We start from the raw sequence: 19,378 nt of genomic DNA on the forward strand, positions 1-19,378 counted from the left end.
TACGCCCTGCGCGCCTTGCAAACCCTGACCGTTCAGATGGCCTTGCACCCCGGCCCCTTGCCCGCCGTATACGCCGCGCAGTTCGGGAAAGCTCGACACGACTCGGATCGCGCCGATGCGCTGCCCGGTGATCGCTTGAATGTGTCGGATTTGGTCTTCGTTGAGTTGCAGTTCCAGATCGTTCTCGTTCATGGTGCTTCGCTCCTTGAATCAATTAAACATCGGACACCTGCGAAAGCGATTCTGATGAATTCCGACAGCCCCAAACGGCGTGTCGTCTCGCAAACGCGCCGCGAGAGCCATCGATTCAAGTCGGGAAGGAGACGCAATAGAGGGACGTGCGACTGTTGCTCACCCGCAGCAGCGCTGGCGCCTTACTGCATCGCGGCACACGGCGCCGGGCGGCAAGCGCGATACGAAATAAATCCGGCCGCGACACGTTTGGTTTATTTCGATTAAGAATTATCCCAAGCGCGGTGCGCTTTGCGTCGCCGCGAAGGTAGCGACAGTTGGCGAGTTGAATGCGGCCATGCCCGCATTGCCAATCACTGTGACAGCGGCATCCCATCATCGTGGCCCGCGCCCCACTCCACGCCGGCCTGCCCAAAACGAAGCGCCCGCGCGGCGCCTGATGGGCGGCTGCGCGCGCGCGTCTTCCAGCGTTGCGAAGTGGACCGGCACTGTGCCGGCGAATCCGTCAGACCACGACGTCTTGCGGCGCCATTTGCGTGCCGTACGAGGCCCAGTGACCGTCGGCGTCATCGGCCGCCACGGTCGGCTTGCATGAGCCTGCGGTTTCGTCGAGCCCTTGCAGCAACGGGCAACGTTCGAAGAGTTCCGCGATGAAGTCGACAAACACGCGAACCTTCGGCGATAGGTGTCGGTTATGCGGATACACGGCCGAAATCGGCATGGGAGGCGGCTTCCACTGGTGCAGAATCTCGACCAATTGGCCCGATTGCAGATACGGCAGCGCCATGAAGCGCGCGAGCTGCACCGTCCCGAACCCCGCGAGTCCCAGTTGCAGATACGCCTCGGCGTCGTTGACCGCGACCGCCCCCGGCATGGGAATCTCGACTTCCTTGCCGTCCACCAGGAACTGGTCCTCGACGACGCGCCCCGTTCGGCTCGAGAAGTAGTGCACCGCTGTGTGCCGTTGCAGGTCGTCGAGCGAATGCGGCATGCCCATGCGCTCGAGATAAGCCGGTGACGCGCACGTCAGGCTTTGGAACAGGCCCACGCGTCGCGCGACCAGGCTCGAATCCTGAAGCGTGCCAACGCGCAACACACAATCGACGCCCTCCTGGATCAGGTCGACCGGCTTGTCGCCCATGCCCACCATAAGTTCGACTTCCGGGTAGCGTTCGTGAAATTCGCACAGCGCCGGCAGCACCACCAGCTTGCCGAGCGAACCCGGCATGTCGATGCGCAGCTTGCCGCGCACGCGCTGGCTGCTCTCCCGGAACGACGATTCGGTCTCCTCGATATCCGCGAGGATGCGCAGGCATCGCTCGTAATACGCGGCCCCGTCAGGCGTCAGGTTGAGCCGCCGGGTCGTACGCTGCAACAGCCGGGTCCCCAGATGCGCCTCGAGGTTCTGAATAATCGTGGTCACCGAGGTGCGCGGCAAACCGAGATTGTCGGCCGCGCGTGAAAAGCTGTTTGCCTCGACGACTCGCGTGAATACCTGCATCGCTTGCAAGCGATCCATGACATTTCCCCATTCGAAAACGTGGTTGCATCAGCCAATCCGGCTTATTTCACGCGCATCGCAAGTGCATAAGCAAATTGGTCGGCGGGAGAAGCCAATACCGGCAAGGCCGATATCGATTAGTCGATCTGACCGAATAGTGTTGCCAAATTATAGGCGTTTATCCCGATGTCCGTCGCCTCTAGACTTCGATCCATCGAATGTCATCAGAGGGGTATCGCGCTCGCGAGCCCAACGCCATATGTCAGCCAACCCCAAGTCGCCCTCGGGACGTCCGGGCCAAACGCACCGCACCGACGACGGACTGCGCATCGAAGAGGTGAGCGTCGCCGGTCATGCCGGCCCGGTCACCCTGCGTCTGTATCGGCCGACCGGCCACGCCGGCGCCGACGCCGCGCGCGCCGGGGCGGCGGGCGTCGTGGTGCCGCTCGAAGCGCATTTGCCGGTGGTGCTGTACTTCCACGGCGGCGGCTTCTGCCACGGTTCGCTCAATGACGGCGACGCCGCGGCCCGCTATCTTGCCCTGCACATCCCCGCGCTGGTGGTCTCGGTGGGGTATTCGCTCGCCCCGGCACACCCGTTCCCCGCAGCGCCGGAAGATGCGTGGTGCGCCGCGCGCTGGCTGCACCGCAACGCCCGGCGCTACGGTGCCAGTCCGCGCCGTCTTGCCGTGGCCGGGCACGACGCCGGCGGCAACATCGCCGCAGCGTTGACGATGATGGCGCGCGATCGCGGTGAAATTGCCATCTCGGCACAGGTACTGCTCGCCCCCCTGCTCGACCCCAGCATGACGCGCCTGGCCGACGGGCGCACGCCAAGCGATATCGAAGCCAGCGAGTGCGCCCGCTGCTATCGGGCCTATTTGCCGCACGCAACGCAGCGTCTGCATCCGTATGCCGCGCCGCTCGAATCGCGCCGTCTCGCGGGCCTTCCGCCCACGCTGATCGCTTCTGCCGAACATGACCTGCTGCACGTCGAAGCCGAAAAATACGCGGCGGAGCTCATCGCCGCCGGCGTGCCGACACAGGTCACGCGCCATCGCAGCGCGTCCCATCACGGCCTGGCCGCCCTGCCCGCCGCACTGCGGGAAGTGGCCGCGTTCCTGACACGCCGGCTGGCGCCACCCGCCACCGGTGCCACCCAGTGAGTCCATCCGATTCCGGAGATTTTAAAAAAATGACCACCCTCGCTCGCAAACCCGTTCTTATTGCCGCCGCCGTTACGGTCGCGCTCGTGGCCCTGGGCACGCTCACGGTCGTGCGCGTCGACGCCAGCACGCCTCCCAGCGCGCAAGTCATGCCGACAGTGGAAGTCGACGTAGCCAACGTGATCTCACGCACCGTGACCGATTGGCAAAGCTATTCCGGCCGCCTCGACGCTGTGGATCGCGTCGACATCAAGCCGCTCGTGTCGGGCACCATCACCGCCGTGCATTTCCGGGACGGACAGCTCGTGAAAAAGGGCGATGCGCTCTTCACGATCGATCCGCGTCCGTACGCGGCCGAAGTCGACCGCACGGCGGCACAACTCGCGTCGGCGCAGGCGCGCGACGTCTTCACCAGCACCGACCTCGCCCGCGCGCAGCGGCTGATCGCGGATAACGCCATCGCGAAGAAGGACTTCGACCAGAAGGAAAACGCCGCGCGCGAGGCCGCCGCCAACGTGAAAGCGGCGCGCGCCGCGCTCGAAACCGCTCGCATCAACCTCGGCTATACGCAAATCGTGGCACCGATCGCAGGTCGCGTCTCGCGCGCGGAAATCACGGTGGGCAATACGGTATCGGCCGGCGCCCAATCGCCTGCGCTGACCACCGTGGTCTCCGTTTCGCCGATCTACGCGGCGTTCGACGTCGATGAGCAGACCTATCTGCGCTATCTCGCGCGCGATACCGCGAAGCCGAACGGCGTCCCCGTCGACCTGGGCCTGGCCAACGAGTCCGGCTATTCGCGCAAGGGTACCGTGTATTCGGTCGATAACCGTTTCGATACGACCTCGGGCACGATCCGCGTGCGTGCGCGCTTCGATAACGCCGACGGCGCGCTCTTGCCGGGCCTGTACGCCCGCATTCGCGTGGGCGGGGGCGAGCCTCACCCGGCACTGCTCGTCGACGAGGCAGCCATCGGCACCGACCAGAGCAAGAAGTTTGTGCTCGTCGTCGACCCGCAGAACAAGGTGCAGTATCGCGAAGTCCAGTTGGGCGAGCGCCACGGCGGCCTCATCGAGATCGCCGGTGGCTTGAAAGACGGCGAGCGCATCGTGGTCAACGGTCTGCAGCGCGTGCGTCCGGGCGATCCCGTCACGCCGAAAGCCGTGAAGATGGCCGGCGACACGGGCGACGGGCACGACATCGTCGCGCCGGCCATGGCCACCAACGCCACCGATACCGGCACCGCCAGCCGGCCCCCTCAGGCCCCTCCCAAGGACAGCGCGAGCGCCAAGCCGGGCACGACCCGATCGGTCGCCACGGCCACCACGGCGACGCGTTCGTGAAATGCGCCCAGGTACGCCTGCGCACGCACGAACCGCGTCCTGAACGACCCCCAAGAGTCTCGTCATGAACATCTCAAAATTTTTTATCGACCGGCCCATCTTCGCGGGGGTGCTCTCGGTCATCACGCTGCTGGCCGGCCTGATCGCCGTGTTCCAGTTGCCGATCTCCGAGTACCCGGAAGTGGTTCCGCCGTCGGTCGTGGTACATGCCCAATACCCCGGCGCCAACCCGAAGGTGATCGCCGAGACCGTTGCCGCGCCGCTCGAAGAGCAGATCAACGGCGTGGAGAACATGCTTTACATGCAGTCGCAGGCCAACAGCGACGGCAATCTCACCACGACCGTGACCTTCCGCCTGGGCACCGACCCGGACAAGGCCCAGCAGCTCGTGCAGAACCGTGTCTCGCAAGCGCTGCCGCGTCTGCCGGACGACGTTCAGCGTCTGGGTGTGACGACGATCAAGTCCTCGCCCACGCTCACGATGGTGGTGCACTTGCTCTCGCCGAACCAGCGCTACGATATGACCTATCTGCGCAACTACGCGCTCATCAACGTCAAGGATCGCCTCTCGCGCATCAAGGGCGTGGGGGAAGTGCAGTTGTGGGGCGCGGGCGATTACTCGATGCGGGTGTGGCTCGATCCGGCGAAGGTGGCCCAACGGGGCCTGACCGCCTCTGATGTGGTGAAGGCCATTCGCGAACAGAACGTACAGGTCGCGGCGGGTGTCATCGGCGCATCGCCGGCCGGTCCAGACACGCCGTTGCAGCTCAATGTCAACGCGCGTGGCCGGTTGAACACGGAAGACGAGTTCCGCGACATCATCCTGAAGACCTCGCCGGACGGTGCCGTCACGCACCTGGGCGACGTGGCCCGCGTGCAGCTCGACGCTTCGCAATACAGCCTGCGCTCGTTGCTCGACAACCAGCCGGCGGTGGCGTTGGCGATCAACCAGTCGCCGGGGGCGAACTCGCTGCAGATCTCCGATCAAGTACGCGAAGCGATGGCGGAGCTGCAAAAGGACATGCCTCCGGGCGTCGAATACCGCATCGTCTATGACCCGACGCAGTTCGTGCGTTCGTCGATCAAGGCCGTGGTGCACACGCTGCTCGAAGCCATCGCCCTCGTGGTGCTGGTGGTGATCGTGTTCCTGCAGACGTGGCGCGCGTCGATCATTCCGCTGCTCGCCGTGCCGGTATCGATTGTGGGGACGTTCGCCCTGCTGCTCGGCTTCGGCTATTCGATCAACGCGTTGTCGCTGTTCGGGATGGTGCTCGCCATCGGTATCGTCGTGGACGACGCCATCGTGGTGGTCGAGAACGTGGAGCGCAACATTGCGGCCGGGCTCTCGCCCAAGGAGGCGACGTATCAGGCCATGCGCGAAGTGAGCGGTCCGATTATCGCGATCGCGCTCACGCTGGTGGCCGTGTTCGTGCCGCTCGCTTTCATGTCGGGCCTCACGGGCCAGTTCTACAAGCAGTTCGCGATGACCATCGCCATCTCGACGGTGATCTCGGCCTTCAACTCGCTCACGCTGTCGCCGGCCATGGCCGCGCTGCTGCTCAAGGACCATCACGCCAAGCCCGACTGGCTTACGCGGCAGATGAACCGATACCTGGGGGGCTTCTTCAACGCGTTCAACCGCGTGTTCCATCGCGGCTCGGAGAAGTACGGTCAAGGTGTGACGCGCGTGATCGGGCGCAAGGCGATCATGATGGCGATCTTCGCCGTCCTGCTCGGCGCCACGATGCTGATGAGCAAGGTCGTGCCGAGCGGCTTCGTGCCGGCGCAGGACAAGGAGTATCTGGTCGCGTTCGCCCAGTTGCCGAACGGCGCGTCGCTCGATCGTACCGAAAAGGTGATTCGTGACATGACCGACGTTGCCCTGAAAACGCCGGGCGTGCAGAGCGCCGTGGCCTTCCCCGGGTTGTCGGTCAATGGATTTACCAACTCGTCGTCGGCCGGCATCGTGTTCGTCACGCTCAAGCCGTTCGCCGAGCGTCACGACAAGACGCTCTCGGCGGCAGCCATCGCCGGGCAGCTCAACGGCGCGTATTCGAAGATGAAGGACTCGTTCATCGCCGTCTTCCCGCCCCCGCCAGTGCTGGGTCTGGGAACGCTGGGCGGCTTCAAGCTGCAAATCGAAGATCGCGGTGCGCTCGGCTACGCCGCCTTGAACGACGCCACGCAGGCGTTCATCAAGAAGGCCTCGCAAACGAAGGAACTGGGCCCGACGTTCTCGTCGTACCAGATCAACGTGCCGCAGTTGAACGTGGATCTCGACCGCGTGAAAGCCAAGCAGTTGGGTGTGCCGATCACCGACGTGTTCGACACCATGCAGATCTACCTCGGCTCGCTGTACGTGAACGACTTCAACAAGTTCGGGCGCGTGTATCAGGTGCGTGTCCAGGCCGATGCGCCGTTCCGCGCCCATGCCGATGACATCGGACTGCTCAAGACGCGCAACAGCCATGGCGACATGGTGCCGCTCTCGTCACTGGTGAAAGTGTCGCCAACGTTCGGCCCGGAAATGGTGGTGCGTTACAACGGCTACACCGCCGCCGACGTGAACGGCGGCCCGGCCCCCGGGTATTCGTCGGGTCAGGCGCAGGCTGCCGTGGAGCGCATTGCGGCCGAGACGCTGCCGCGCGGGGTGAAGTTCGAATGGACGGACCTGACGTATCAGCAGATTCTCGCGGGCAACTCGGCGCTGTGGGTGTTCCCGATCTCGGTGCTGCTGGTGTTCCTGGTGCTCGCCGCACAGTACGAAAGCCTGACGCTGCCGCTCGCCGTCATCATGATCGTGCCGATGAGCATTCTGTCCGCGCTGTTCGGCGTGTGGCTGACCGGAGGAGATAACAACATCTTCACGCAGATCGGTCTGATGGTGCTGGTGGGGCTCTCCGCGAAGAACGCGATCCTGATCGTGGAGTTCGCACGAGAGCTGGAAATGCAAGGCCGCAGTCCCGTGGCCGCCGCGATCGAGGCAAGCCGCCTGCGTCTGCGACCGATTCTGATGACGTCGATCGCGTTCATCATGGGGGTGGTGCCGTTGGTGACATCGACCGGCGCCGGCTCGGAAATGCGTCACGCGATGGGGGTTGCCGTGTTCTTCGGCATGATCGGCGTGACCGGCTTCGGTCTGATGATGACGCCGGTGTTCTACGTGTTGCTGCGCACGCTGGCGGGCAAGAAGCCGCTGCACAGCGCTCACGCATCGACCATGCCCGCCAACGTCAAGGCCGAAGTCTGAAGGATGCCAATCATGCAATCGCAATGGATCAAACGAAGTCTGGGTGTCTCGAGCCTGCTCGGGGCCCTGCTGGTGGTGGCGGGCTGCTCGATGGCCCCCACGTACGAAGTGCCGACGGTGACCGACAAGGGGACGCCGACGGCATTCAAGGAAGCGTCGCTCCCGGCGGGTGAAGCCGGGACGTGGAAGCCTGCCGAGCCTGCCGAAGCAATGGCGCGCGGCCAATGGTGGAAGGTGTTTGGCGACGCCACCCTGGACACGCTCGAGGAGGATGCGCTGGCGGCCAACCAGAACCTGAAGGCGGCCGCCGCCCGCGTGCAGGAAGCGCGAGGGGTGCAGCGTCAGGCCCGTGCGGCGCTGTTCCCGACGCTCGACGCCGGGTTCGGCCCCACGCGGCAGAAGCTCTCGCCCGCCTCGCAGATGCAGCCGGACGGCACGAACATCGCGCCTTACACCCTGTGGCGCGCACAAGCGAGCGTGGGCTATGAAGTCGATTTATTCGGACGCGTGTCGGATAACGTGGCCGCGGCCCGCGCGGACGCCGAGCAGAGCGAAGCGCTCTACCGTTCGGTGCAGCTTGCGCTGCAAGCCGATGTCGCGCAGAACTACTTCAGTCTGCGCGAACTCGACGCGGAACAGGCGCTCTACACGCAAACGGTGACGCTGCGCGAAGCAGCGCTCAAGCTGGTACAGCGACGCTTTGCCGAAGGCGATATCGACGAGCTGGACGTGGCGCGCGCCAAGGCCGAGCTGGCCACGGCGCAATCCGACGCGCTGGCGGTCGCGCGTCTGCGGGCAGCCTCGGAACACAGCCTCGCGATTCTGCTCGGCAAGGCGCCCGCGCAATTCACGTTCGCGCCGTCGCCGCTCACGCCGGTCGCCGTGCACATCCCGGCGGGTCTGCCGTCTGCCTTGCTCGAACGGCGTCCGGATATCGCGGCGGCCGAACGTGCCATGGCAGCCGCCAATGCGCGCATCGGGGTGGCGAAAGCCGCGTTCTTCCCGTCGCTGTCACTGACTGGCGCGGGTGGCTTCGAAGCGGCCACGCTGGGCGACCTGTTCAACTGGTCGAGCCGTACCTTCCTGCTCGGACCGGTGGTGGGCGGACTGCTCTCGATGCCGATCTTCGATGGCGGCGCGCGCAGCGGCAATCTATCGCGGGCGCGGGCGCGCTACGAGGAAGACGTCGCGAACTATCGCCAGCAAGTCCTCGTGGCGTTCCAGGAAGTCGAGGACAACCTGTCCAACCTGCGCTTGCTTGCCGCGCAGACGCGGGCGCAGAACGAGGCGGTGACAGCGTCGAACCGTGCCGCACAACTCTCGCGCATGCAGTATCAGGAAGGCTCGATTGCCTATCTCGATGTCATCGATGCGGAACGTACGGTGCTCCAGGCGCGGCGCAGTGCGGTCCAACTCGCCGGCGCGAACGCGGTCTCGACCGTCAACCTGATCCGCGCCCTCGGCGGTGGCTGGGGTGACGCGCCAGTGGCCGATGCCCCAGCGACGTCGACAACGCCGGGGGCGCCCAACGGCCCGACGGCGGCGACTTCCGCTGCCAACGCCACGGTAGCCGCCCGATAGATTTCATCTGCGTCAACGTTTCTTCCCTGCGTCCCTGCTTGCCCGGTGCCTGCCCTGCGTCAATCGACGTTCGGCATGCCCGGGCTTTTTTTACGGGCGCACACCGGATGAACGCACACGTCTCGCGTCTGCCCACCCGCCGGAAAGTGCCCCCGCTTCCCCTGCTGGCAAGGTTCACGCCATTCGCGTCTCGTTTTCCTGATTTTGGTGCGCCGCTTCAACGTCAACCGGTTCCTGCCCGAGAATTCGCTGCGGCGCAGCATTAAAATCTCGCGCTCATACTCTCCCAATCCATCGATATACGATATATCATGCACAAAATATCAACACGCCGCCCTAAACGGGTGCAGATGGTGGAGCGGGACGACATGGCAATGACACGACGCGACGTGAGGGATTGGCTGGCAGGTTTTCTGCCTGCCGTGGTGGCCGTTCACTGGCGCGAACGGCTTCGCGCGGGCTTTGGTGCGCTGTGCGGGATTGCACTGACCGGTGGCATGATGCTGTGGATGCTCGGCCCCGCGACGTATATCCCCTGGCTCGTTGCGCCGATGGGCGCGTCCGCCGTGTTGCTCTTCGGGGTGCCGGCCAGTCCTCTGGCCCAGCCCTGGTCGATACTCGGCGGCAATCTGGTCGCCGCCATCGTCGGGGTAACGTGCGCAATATACATTCCGTCGCCGATCGCCGCGGCGGCCACGGCGGTCGGCGTGTCTATCGCGTTGATGTTTACGCTGCGCTGTGTGCACCCGCCGTCGGGTGCCGTGGCATTGACCGCCGTGCTCGGCGGCCCGGCTGTCCACGCCCTCGGATACGGTTTCGTCCTCGAGCCGATTGCCGTCCAGTCGGTGGTCCTGCTCAGCGCGGCCATCGGCTATCACGCGCTCACCGGCCATCGTTACCCGCACGCCATGCGTGCGCAGGCCACGGTGCGTCCGGTCAACGCGTCGGCCATACCGGTTACGACGGCCGACGCCGAGAAGGCGCTGGCTCGCCGCAGCGAACTGCTCGACATTTCCGCTGACGATCTCGCCAGCCTGCTCCGCGACACCCAGCGCGAGGCCTATGCGCGCCGCGCCCGCGAGTTGACCTGTGCCGATGTCATGACGCCGCCGCTGGCGAAGGTTCAGGCGCACGACGAAGCGCCGGCGGCGTGGCGTCTGTTGCAGCGCCACGGGCTGGAGGCCCTGCCGGTCGTCGACGGCGACGCCCGCGTCATTGGATTGATCACGCGCCACGACCTTCACACGCGCCGTGCGCGCCGTCAGCATTGGCCGCGCTTTGGCATGTCTATCGGCACGGGGCAGCGCCCGGCGGTTCGCGACGTCATGCAAGCGCAGCCACCGTCGGCGACGGCCGGCATGCCGCTCTCGGAGTTGGTGCCGCTGCTGATGACGCAACGTCACGGCACCTTGCCCGTGCTCGACGAAGCCGCCCGGCTCGTGGGCGTTGTCACGCACGCCGAAGTGCTTCGCAAGGTCATGGCCGCGTGAAACGCCAGGCGCCAGGTACTGAGCACTGAGCATCAAACGCCTGCGATGCGCATCAAGCAGCGCAGGCGTAGCTTCCTCCGCCCCACCCCGATCCGACGCCCGTCGTGGTGCTGGCGCCGCCGGACACCCCCCTCCCTGCGTGCAATTGTCAGTCCTGAGCCGATCTGCAAGAATGGCGGCAGCGTGACGTACCGACGCCGCAGTGCTTCGTTTAACGAAGCGAAATTCGCTCAAGGGAGAGCATGGAACCGATCACGTTCAAACAATGTTTCAAGGGGGCATGGCGCGACGGCTTCAACGCGTTGCGCCAACGGCCATGGCTATGCCTGGCGATTGCCGTCGTGTTCCTCGTGACGTCTGGACTTAGCGTTTCGCTCGATCAGCTCGCACGCACCGCATCGCAAGTCGGCGAACCCGCCCTCTACCGTCTGCGCATTGCCCTCATGTCGTTCGGCGTCTTTTTCGTGAACGTGGTCGCGTTTTCCGTGCTCGTCATCCATGTCTTTCGCTACACGATTCTCGGCCCCGACGCCGCACGGCAAGGCCGGTGGTATGGGCGCGATCTCTGGCGCTATCTCTGGACATCGACCCAGGTCTTCGTCGGCTTCGCTACGGTTTGGCTGATCGTCGGCGTCGGTGCGATGCTGGCGCTGCGGGCGACGGGACACGGCAATTCGTATGCCGGGCTTGCCACGTTTTGCGTGCTGTTGATTTGTACGGTGCTCTACGTGCTGACGCGCGTATCGCTGATCTTTGCGCAGATTGGCGCGGGACGCAGCAAGCGCTGGCGCGCCGCTTGGCAGGATTCGCGCGGGCACTTCTGGACGATGTTCGGCACAACGATAGGGACGGTGTTGCCGTTGATGATTGCGGGCATTGTCGCGACGGCCCTGTTCACCGCATTGCTGCGCGTCGCGCCGGCCGCCAAGTCGGTAGCGCTCGGCACGCTAGTGCTTCAAACGGTGATGTCGGTGGCATGGATCGCGGTCTCCACGGGGAGCGCCGCATGGCTGTATCGTCGCTTCGCCAATCAACTGCTGACGCTCGACGACGCACCGGACGACGTCTGAGGCGCGCACAGCGCGCCCCAGCCGCTGCCATCCGTTGTCAGGCGGCGTTGGCGGTTGCCGCGCTGCCGTCGAGCGTGCCGAAGCGAGCGTACTCGCCAAGGCCGTCGGGCCATTGCGTGAGCACCTCGAAACCAGTCTCCGTCACGGCCACCATGTGCTCCCACTGGGCAGACAACGAACGGTCGCGCGTCACGACTGTCCAGCCATCCGCCAGTTGCTTCGTGTCCGGCTTGCCGGCATTGACCATCGGTTCGATGGTGAAGATCATCCCGGGGCGCAGCGTAAGCCCCGTACCCGGACGCCCGTAGTGCAGCACTTGGGGATCGTCGTGATAGGTCGTGCCGATGCCGTGCCCACAATAGTCGCGCACGATGCTGAAGCCTTCGCGATGCGCCACCGTCTGGATCGCGTAGCCGACGTCACCCAGCGTTGCACCCGGACGCACGGCCCGGATGCCTGCGAGCATCGCCTCGAAGGTCGTATCGACCAGACGCTTGGCAAGAATGCTCGGCTTGCCGGCGTAATACATGCGGCTCGTGTCGCCGAACCAGCCGTCCTTGATGAGGGCGACGTCGATGTTCACGATATCGCCGTCATGCAGCGTCTTTTCACCGGGAATGCCGTGACAGACGACGTGATTCACTGACGCACACACGGTCTTCGGATAGCCGTGATAGCCGATATTGGCGGGAATCGCCTTCAGTTCGTCCACGATGAAATCATGACAGAGGCGGTCGAGCGCATCGGTCGTGACGCCGGGCTTGACGTGCTCGGCAATCATCGCAAGCACCTGCGCGGCCATGTCGCCTGCGCGACGCGACAGCGCAATTTCTTCTTGGGATCGGATGACAACGCGTTCGCGCACCATTACGCCACCTTGTTGAATACGGTGACGGGGGCACCGGATGTTGGGGAAGCGGCGACCTCGACCTCACCGGTCTGGACGCCATCGGATTCGATGAGCTTGCGGCAGATGTCGCCGTAGCTCAGCGTGGGATTGAGTTCGGCGAGCATGCCGACGCGCAGCCAGTGCTCGGCTTGCGCGTTGATCGAGCGGCTGAGCGCGCCGCTGGTGTTTCGCAACGCCGCGTGCATTTGCTCCGATATCTTGACGATACCCATGTTGGGGACCTTTATATACGAAATGGCTATGAAACGTATATTACCAAACCTGTGCCCGGTTGTCGCCCGCGGCCGCAAGTGGCGATACATGAATCGCGCGGTGGCAACGAGAATCTGACACGTAACTGTCCCCTTCCCCTAGGGGATTCAAAGCGACGTTACCTGTTGGCATTGCGCCCGCCAGGCACCAATGGCGCGATGAAGTCCTGCGCCACCTGCAGATTGATTAGCGCAAGCGCTTTGAACTCGCGAGAAATCAACGGGGAATCGCTTTGCGCAACACTTGCCCAAAATGCGTTGGCTGCCTCGATCGCCCTGCCCCACACGAACGGCCTTGCGCCGATAGTGCCGACTTTCGGGGTGATCGGCAAAAGATCGGGATCCACGCCTCCCCCCAATGACGCATAACGCATTGGCAGAATGTCATACGCCGGGGCCACGCGATCGAACCTCCCGCGCTCGTCCAAAAGCACTGAAATATTCTCGAAGTGCCTATCTCCGTTCCCGATAAGTTCGCTGAACGCTGCCATGACGTGAATCGTCGATGCATCGTTCTCGGAGAGGTATCGCGCCTGCTCGCAGCGCGCCGCAAATTCCGACCATGTGTCGCGCTTCCCGAAATACTCGTCGTCGACGGCCCCTGCGGACAGCATCCCGATACGACCATGGCGCCCCACACGATCAAAGCGCCGCACCTCCAGAAAAACATAATCATCCGAAGCGATGATCGTCGACTCCGCGGCCGGCACCGAGGCGACGCGAAGCGATTGCGACGCCAGTTGCTCCAACGAAAGGAGGTCGGCCATGCGACTCCCCCGCCTGGCAAACTTAACGATCACATGCCCTGCGTCTTCGGTGAGTGCGAGAAACTTTGGCTGTTCTCCGCCAGCACTCGACCCAAACGCGGCGTCTTTGAGCTGGTTGGCCATGCCGTCGTACTGCTCTGTTTTTTGCTCGGACGGGATTGGCAGAAGCTGACGAAACTCCATCTCCTTCTGCAAGGACGTGTCCCCGTACACCAGATTCCCGGGCAGGTTCAGTCCTCGCGTAAAAAGGTAGGCGATGCGATGTTCGTCGCGCCAGTCTCTAAGGCTCTCTGGAAAGTGCATTTCCAGCGCCGCCGTCCGAGCGACTTCTCTACCGAGAAATCCCGAGGGGGAAACAAACGCCATGTATGGCGGCAAACCGTCGTACAGCGTGTTTGCGTGACCGGAGACTTCCAGGGTGGTGCCACCACTGAAGAACTCGACGCCAGCAAACGGCTCGATCGCCCCGTCGGTCAACACGCGATATACCGTTTGTCGCGGATTGAGCCCCCCTGGAAGCTGCCTTAACAGGCCATACTTTGGCGTTCTTTCACCGGAAACCCTGAAGCTCGTGAATACTTCGGAGGCTCCCCGAATCGTTCGCGATAGCGTCGGTTGGCTGATGGACAACGCCGACATGATGTCTTGCGCCGTCCGTGGCTCATGCCGCAGCAGACGACGCATCTCGTCCACACGAAGCAGCTCATCAGCCATATGCCCCCCATTTCGCGGCAAATTAAATAATTCATGAATAGTTCAAGAATAGCACAAACGCAGATTTCCGATGCTTGGCAGGGTATCCGGGGCGTCACTTGGCGGTGCTGGCTGGACTTCCCCCAGCAAGACCCGGGCAGCCCTCAAATGCCGCGCGGAAGCAGCGTTGTTGCGACGCGAGGGGCGTCGAACGCGAACCACCTCGGGATTTGACGGGACCTAAACACTTGAGCGAATGGAGCCCTCTTAAATGCCTGGGAGATTCTGATGACGACCTTCCGGGTTTGGCCAAGCGCTGTCATTCCCCACTATTTCGCTCGCTAAGCAAAGCGCAAGCGGATCAGAAAATCGACGCCCTGCACGTCCGGTCGGCTATCATGCCAGTCCTCCCTGAAGTAGCCCCTTATGATTTCCGTCCGTAATCTCACGCTGCGCCGCGGCGCCAATGTCGTACTCGACCGCGCGTCCGTCACCTTCGCCCCCGGCGAAAAAATTGGCCTCGTTGGCCGCAATGGTGCCGGCAAGTCCTCCTTCTTCGGTCTTCTCAACGGCACGCTGCATGAAGACAGCGGGGAGTTCTCGATTCCCACTACGTGGAAGATGGGCCAGGTCGCGCAGGAGATGCCGGAGACCGAGCAGGGCGCGACCGACTTCGTTGTCGAGGGTGACACCGTGCTGCTGGCCGCGCAGGCAGAAGTGGCCGCCGCCGAGGCCAGCGACGACGGCATGCGCATGGCGCACGCGTACATGAGCCTGCACGACGCCGGGGCGCACGATGCCTCCGCACGTGCCCAAGCGCTGATCCTGGGTCTGGGCTTCAGTGCGGCGCAGCTTAGCCAGCCGGTCAGCAGTTTCTCCGGCGGCTGGCGCATGCGACTGCAGTTGGCGCGCGCGCTCATGTGCCCATCCGACCTTCTGCTGCTCGACGAGCCGACCAATCACCTCGACCTCGACGCGCTGGTCTGGCTGGAAGCGTGGCTCAAGCGCTATCAGGGAACCCTTGTCGTGATCAGCCACGACCGCGAATTCCTCGATGCAGTGACGCAGGTGACGGTGCACGTCGACAACGCCAAGCTGGTGCGTTATGGCGGCAACTACAGCAAGTTCGAAGACATGCGCGCTGAGCAGCTCGTGTTGCAGCAGGCCGCGATGGCCAAGCAGGTGGAGAAGATGGCCCACCTACAGAAATTCATCGACCGTTTCAAGGCTCAGGCCTCGAAGGCGAAACAGGCGCAGAGCCGGGTCAAGGCGCTCGAACGGATGGAGAAGATCGCACCGGTGCTTGCCGATGCCGAGTTCAACTTCGAGTTCAAGGAACCTCTCAACGTCCCGAACCCGCTGTTGTCGATGCTGGACGCAAGCTTTGGCTACCCCGCGCCGACCGGCGCGCTGCCGGGCACGCCGCCCACGGTCATCGTGCGGGGCATCAACCGTTCGGTGCTGGCGGGGCAGCGCATCGGGATTCTTGGCGCCAATGGCCAAGGCAAGTCCACATTGGTGAAGACGGTGGCGCACGCGCTGGCGCCGATTGACGGAGAGATCAGCGAAGGCAAGGGCCTGAACATCGGCTACTTCGCACAGCAGGAACTCGACGTGCTGCGTCCGCTCGACACGCCGATGGAACACATGATTCGCCTTGCCAGGGACACACCGACGCACATGCGCGCCCCGGGCCAGAGTGGCACAGAACAATCGCTTCGGACCTTCCTCGGCACCTTCAACTTCAGTGGTGACATGGTCCATCAGGTGGTCAGCACGATGAGCGGCGGTGAAAAAGCGCGGCTTGTGTTGTGCATGATCGTGTGGCAGCGCCCCAACCTGCTGCTGCTGGACGAGCCGACCAACCACCTCGACTTGGCCACACGCGAAGCGCTCGCCGTGGCGCTCAACGAATTCGAGGGTACGGTGATGCTGGTCAGTCACGACCGGGCGCTCCTGCGCGCCGTGTGTGATGAGTTCTGGCTGGTCACCAAGGGCGGCGTCGAGCCCTTCGACGGCGATCTGGACGATTACCAGCAGTTCCTGCGCGACGAAGCTCGTCGCATGCGCGAGCAGGCTGCCGCGGAGCAGCCGGTCATCGCCTGAGCTCCCCGAGGTGGGCGGTGGACGTGGCAGGGGAGGCGAAGCGGGCACCAGACCCGCTACCATTTGCTCGCCAGTAACCTCAGCGGCGTTGGCACTTTCTAAGCTTCTGGTCTTGCATCGGGATTTAAGCGCGCAGAGTTCGGCAACTTTGGCGATTCGAAATCGCTTGGGGCTGGGCTTTGGGAAATGAGAATCGACTTTGGTCCGGGATACCGCGTGTATTACGGGCAAGCGGGTGAGATCACTTACCTGCTTTTGTGCGGAGGGAATAAGTCGACTCAGCCAGGCGATATCGCGCGGGCCAGGGCACTGTGGGAAACCACCACGAAGGAGTGATCGAAATGAGTAAAGCCGACATCACACGCTTTGATGCTTCCGAGTATTTGGACAGCGACGAAATGATCGCCGAATACCTCAACGCCGCGCTCGAAGAAAATGACCCGGCGATCTTTCTGTCCGCGATTGCAGACGTTGCCAAAGCGAAAGGCATGACGCAAGTCGCAACCGCGGCAGGGCTCGGCAGAGAGAGTCTCTACAAGGCACTCGCCCCAAACGCACAGCCGCGTTTCTCCACGATACTGCGCGTCATGCATGCGCTGGGCATCAAGCTGTCGACGATGCCAGATCGAGCTATTCACGCCTGATACGAGCGAGGACTCCCAGCCCCCGCTCCGCCTTATTCAGCGAGCGTTTGCGAGATTTTCCGGGAAGAAGTGAGACCTACGTAACCGATGCCAAAACGGGGAGTTGGTGCGAGGAAGGGGACTCGAACCCCTACACCCTTGCGGGCGTCAGGACCTAAACCTGGTGCGTCTACCAATTTCGCCATCCTCGCAGCCCGTGGGCGTCGGTCGCCCTGGCCAGGCACGACACCCCAGCATCGGGTCGACGGCATGCGTCCTGTCGGACATGAAAAAGGGCGACTCGTCGCCGCCCCGCTCGCATGCGTCAAAGCAGGCGAGAATTCTACACGAAGTGATATTCACCGGCAATCTCATGCCGCATCAACGCCGCCCCGCCCTTTCCGCGCCAACGCCACCGGCACCGCCAACCCCTCAATGCTAGAATTCGCCCCAATTCATGGCATCTGCCCCACGGGCGCGCCCGCGCACCGGCACCCGGGCACCTGACCCAACCGATACCCCATTCGCATGCAACCCCACGAGACCGCCGACGATACTTCCGGCACCCCCGCCAGCCCCGCGCAGGCCAACGCATATTGCCGCCAGAAAGCCGGCCCTCCCGGCTCCGCCCTCTATTACGCACTACTCCAGCTACCGCCGTCCCAACGCGACGCCGCTTACGCCGCCCACGCGTTCTGTCAGGAAATCGCCGATATCCACGCCGCCGTGCATGACCCCGGCGTCGCCCACGCAAAGCTCGACTGGTGGCGCCAGGAACTCGCGCGACTCTTCTCCGGCTCCCCGGCGCACCCCGTCTCCCGAGCGCTTGCTCCCGTCGTCCAACAGCGCGGCCTCGCCCACGCCACGTTCGACGCCGTCCTGCATGGCGCGGAGATGGATCTCGCCCAAATGCGCTATCTCGACTTCGCAGGCCTCTCCCACTATTGCGACGCCGCCGGCGGTGCGCCCGCCGTACTCGCGGCCCATGTCTATGGCTTCGACGACTCGCAAACGCCAGCCAGCGCCCACGCGCTCGGCCACGCGATCACGCTCGGTCGACGTATCACCGACGCCGGCGTCGATGCCCGTGCCGGTTACGTCTACTTCCCCATCAACGAGCTACAGCAATTCGGTGTGACCGCCGCCGATCTCCAGAACGGCAAGTACTCCCCCGCGTTCGTCGAACTCATGAAGTTTCAGCACGCGCGCGCGCGCGTTGCCATCAGCGAGGCGGCAGCGGCCATGCCCGCACGGGATCGTCGCCAACAACGGCCGCTCCTCGCCCTCGCCGCACTGCAATTGGCCCTGATGGACGAAGTCGCCGCCAGCGACTACCAAGTGCTGCATCAACGCATCGATCTCACCCCGCTGCGCAAATTCTGGCGTGCCTGGCGCGCACGCTGACGCACGCCGGCGGATATCCCTCCCCGGCTCACAACGTCGCGTCGCCCCCCGGCAGCGGCACAGCGATACAGCGATATAGCGACAAAACGAATCAGTCACATAGCCACGCAGCCACTCAAGTCCGCCAACCTCTGCGCATCATGCCCGCAACACGTCCAGCGGCTTGAACGGGCCACCCAGCACCGGCTGCGGGTCAAGCCCCCACCAGCGCTGCAGCACCGTCGCATATACCTCGCGGAAATCGACGGCGAACGGCAGGTTGCCGTTGCCGTCGAGCCGGTCCAAACGCGGCACGTCGCCGTACAGCCCCCCTCGCACGCGACCGCCTGCGATGAAGTGCGGCGCCACCGTGCCGTGATCCGTCCCCTGACTCTGGTTCTGTCGCGCGCGCCGACCAAATTCCGCATACGTGACAATCATCGTCGACTCCCAGCGGTTCAGCTCGATCAACCCGGCCCGCAACGCCATCATCCCCTGCGCCAACTGACGCAACAGATTCGCCTGTTGTCCCGGCTGATTCTGATGAGTATCAAACCCGGTAAGCGTCAAACGCACCACCGCTACCCCACGCCCCGCCTGCGGCACGCCCGCCGACGAATCGGCCGCCGCGACCACCTGCAGCGCCGTTTTCACCCCATTGCCGAACGCCCCCGCCGGCATCGGCGTGCGCAACACATACTGGCCCTGGCGCGGACGCAACCCGTTCGCCGCCCTGACAATATCGTTCTCCACCCGCAATACATGCGCCAGCGCAGGATTGCTCACCTGTGCCGCATTCGCCGACACAAGATTGGACTCCCGCAGGAATTGCGCCGGATTGGTCAGCGTCACCGCACGCGCGCCGCCGCCCAACGGCCCTAGCTCGGCGCTGCCCACGATCACGCCATCGGCATCGAATCCTGCGGGCACTGCCCGTTGCGCGAAGGCACGTGACAACCAGCCGTCGCGCAAATACTCGTCCGAACGCGACGCCGTATTCCATATCTCGATTGACCGGAAATGCGACAGGTTCGGCTGCGGATACCCCACCCC

At 64.0% G+C, this 19,378-nt stretch carries 15 protein-coding genes, 1 tRNA gene and 1 pseudogene; 10 read left to right on the forward strand and 7 right to left on the reverse strand.

The genetic code is table 11. The features are described from left to right. Together BGP02_RS02885 and BGP02_RS02890 are read right to left on the reverse strand one after the other, a co-directional pair. Positions 1–192: hypothetical protein (locus BGP02_RS02885; protein ID WP_286797665.1), on the reverse strand; the 192-nt coding region annotated here is incomplete at its 3' end. Between the two features lie 505 nt (positions 193–697). Beyond that, positions 698–1,711, reverse strand: a complete 1,014-nt coding sequence (locus BGP02_RS02890; protein WP_017234178.1) for a LysR family transcriptional regulator — start codon at positions 1,709–1,711, stop codon at positions 698–700. 241 nt (positions 1,712–1,952) lie between these two features. Here BGP02_RS02890 and BGP02_RS02895 point away from each other — a divergent pair, with 241 nt between their 5' ends. The 6 genes from BGP02_RS02895 to BGP02_RS02920 all read left to right on the forward strand — a co-directional run bounded on the left by BGP02_RS02895 (position 1,953) and on the right by BGP02_RS02920 (position 11,592). Then, positions 1,953–2,858 (forward strand): alpha/beta hydrolase, encoded by a 906-nt coding sequence (locus BGP02_RS02895; protein ID WP_150562919.1) that lies wholly within the window; start codon positions 1,953–1,955, stop codon positions 2,856–2,858. A gap of 29 nt (positions 2,859–2,887) precedes the next feature. Further along, entirely contained in the window at positions 2,888–4,201 is a 1,314-nt protein-coding gene (locus BGP02_RS02900; protein WP_017234098.1) for an efflux RND transporter periplasmic adaptor subunit, read from the forward strand. Between the two features lie 64 nt (positions 4,202–4,265). Next, positions 4,266–7,451 (forward strand): efflux RND transporter permease subunit, encoded by a 3,186-nt coding sequence (locus BGP02_RS02905; protein ID WP_017234097.1) that lies wholly within the window; start codon positions 4,266–4,268, stop codon positions 7,449–7,451. 12 nt (positions 7,452–7,463) lie between these two features. After that, positions 7,464–9,032 (forward strand): efflux transporter outer membrane subunit, encoded by a 1,569-nt coding sequence (locus BGP02_RS02910; RefSeq protein ID WP_286797669.1) that lies wholly within the window; start codon positions 7,464–7,466, stop codon positions 9,030–9,032. A 374-nt stretch (positions 9,033–9,406) separates the two neighbouring features. Continuing rightward, positions 9,407–10,522 (forward strand): HPP family protein, encoded by a 1,116-nt coding sequence (locus BGP02_RS02915; RefSeq protein ID WP_286798161.1) that lies wholly within the window; start codon positions 9,407–9,409, stop codon positions 10,520–10,522. A 242-nt stretch (positions 10,523–10,764) separates the two neighbouring features. Continuing rightward, positions 10,765–11,592 carry a hypothetical protein gene (locus tag BGP02_RS02920; protein WP_286797671.1) on the forward strand — a complete coding sequence of 276 codons (828 nt, stop codon included), beginning with the start codon at positions 10,765–10,767 and terminating at the stop codon, positions 11,590–11,592. Positions 11,593–11,629: 37 nt separating this feature from the next. Here BGP02_RS02920 and map read toward each other — a convergent pair whose 3' ends face one another. From map to BGP02_RS02935, 3 genes are all read right to left on the reverse strand, one after another. Next, complete coding sequence (gene map, locus BGP02_RS02925; protein WP_017234093.1) at positions 11,630–12,460, reverse strand: type I methionyl aminopeptidase; 831 nt, start codon at positions 12,458–12,460, stop codon at positions 11,630–11,632. Further along, positions 12,460–12,714, reverse strand: coding sequence for a ParD-like family protein (locus BGP02_RS02930; protein WP_026131976.1), 255 nt, complete (start codon positions 12,712–12,714; stop codon positions 12,460–12,462). The genes map and BGP02_RS02930 overlap by 1 nt, the downstream gene beginning before the upstream one ends. Positions 12,715–12,872: 158 nt before the next feature. Continuing rightward, complete coding sequence (locus tag BGP02_RS02935) at positions 12,873–14,234, reverse strand: HipA domain-containing protein (protein ID WP_017234091.1); 1,362 nt, start codon at positions 14,232–14,234, stop codon at positions 12,873–12,875. A gap of 405 nt (positions 14,235–14,639) precedes the next feature. Between BGP02_RS02935 and BGP02_RS02940 the strand changes: the two genes are divergently transcribed. From BGP02_RS02940 to BGP02_RS02950, 3 genes and pseudogenes are all read left to right on the forward strand, one after another. Continuing rightward, positions 14,640–16,319, forward strand: a complete 1,680-nt coding sequence (locus tag BGP02_RS02940; RefSeq protein ID WP_017234090.1) for an ABC-F family ATP-binding cassette domain-containing protein — start codon at positions 14,640–14,642, stop codon at positions 16,317–16,319. Between the two features lie 135 nt (positions 16,320–16,454). Continuing rightward, a pseudogene (locus tag BGP02_RS02945) lies at positions 16,455–16,655 on the forward strand (type II toxin-antitoxin system RelE/ParE family toxin); the annotation flags it as partial. A gap of 5 nt (positions 16,656–16,660) precedes the next feature. After that, entirely contained in the window at positions 16,661–16,963 is a 303-nt protein-coding gene (locus tag BGP02_RS02950; RefSeq protein WP_150562912.1) for an addiction module antidote protein, read from the forward strand. 104 nt (positions 16,964–17,067) lie between these two features. Here BGP02_RS02950 and BGP02_RS02955 read toward each other — a convergent pair. Continuing rightward, positions 17,068–17,154 (reverse strand) — tRNA-Leu (locus tag BGP02_RS02955). A gap of 316 nt (positions 17,155–17,470) precedes the next feature. Between BGP02_RS02955 and BGP02_RS02960 the strand changes: the two genes are divergently transcribed. Then, positions 17,471–18,346 carry a squalene/phytoene synthase family protein gene (locus BGP02_RS02960; RefSeq protein WP_051060192.1) on the forward strand — a complete coding sequence of 292 codons (876 nt, stop codon included), beginning with the start codon at positions 17,471–17,473 and terminating at the stop codon, positions 18,344–18,346. A 138-nt stretch (positions 18,347–18,484) separates the two neighbouring features. Here BGP02_RS02960 and BGP02_RS02965 read toward each other — a convergent pair. Beyond that, a partial coding sequence (locus tag BGP02_RS02965) for a DUF1501 domain-containing protein (RefSeq protein WP_286797676.1) occupies positions 18,485–19,378 on the reverse strand: 894 nt, incomplete at its 5' end.

The organism is Pandoraea sp. 64-18, assembly GCF_001899225.1.
Lineage (GTDB): Bacteria > Pseudomonadota > Gammaproteobacteria > Burkholderiales > Burkholderiaceae > Pandoraea > Pandoraea cepalis.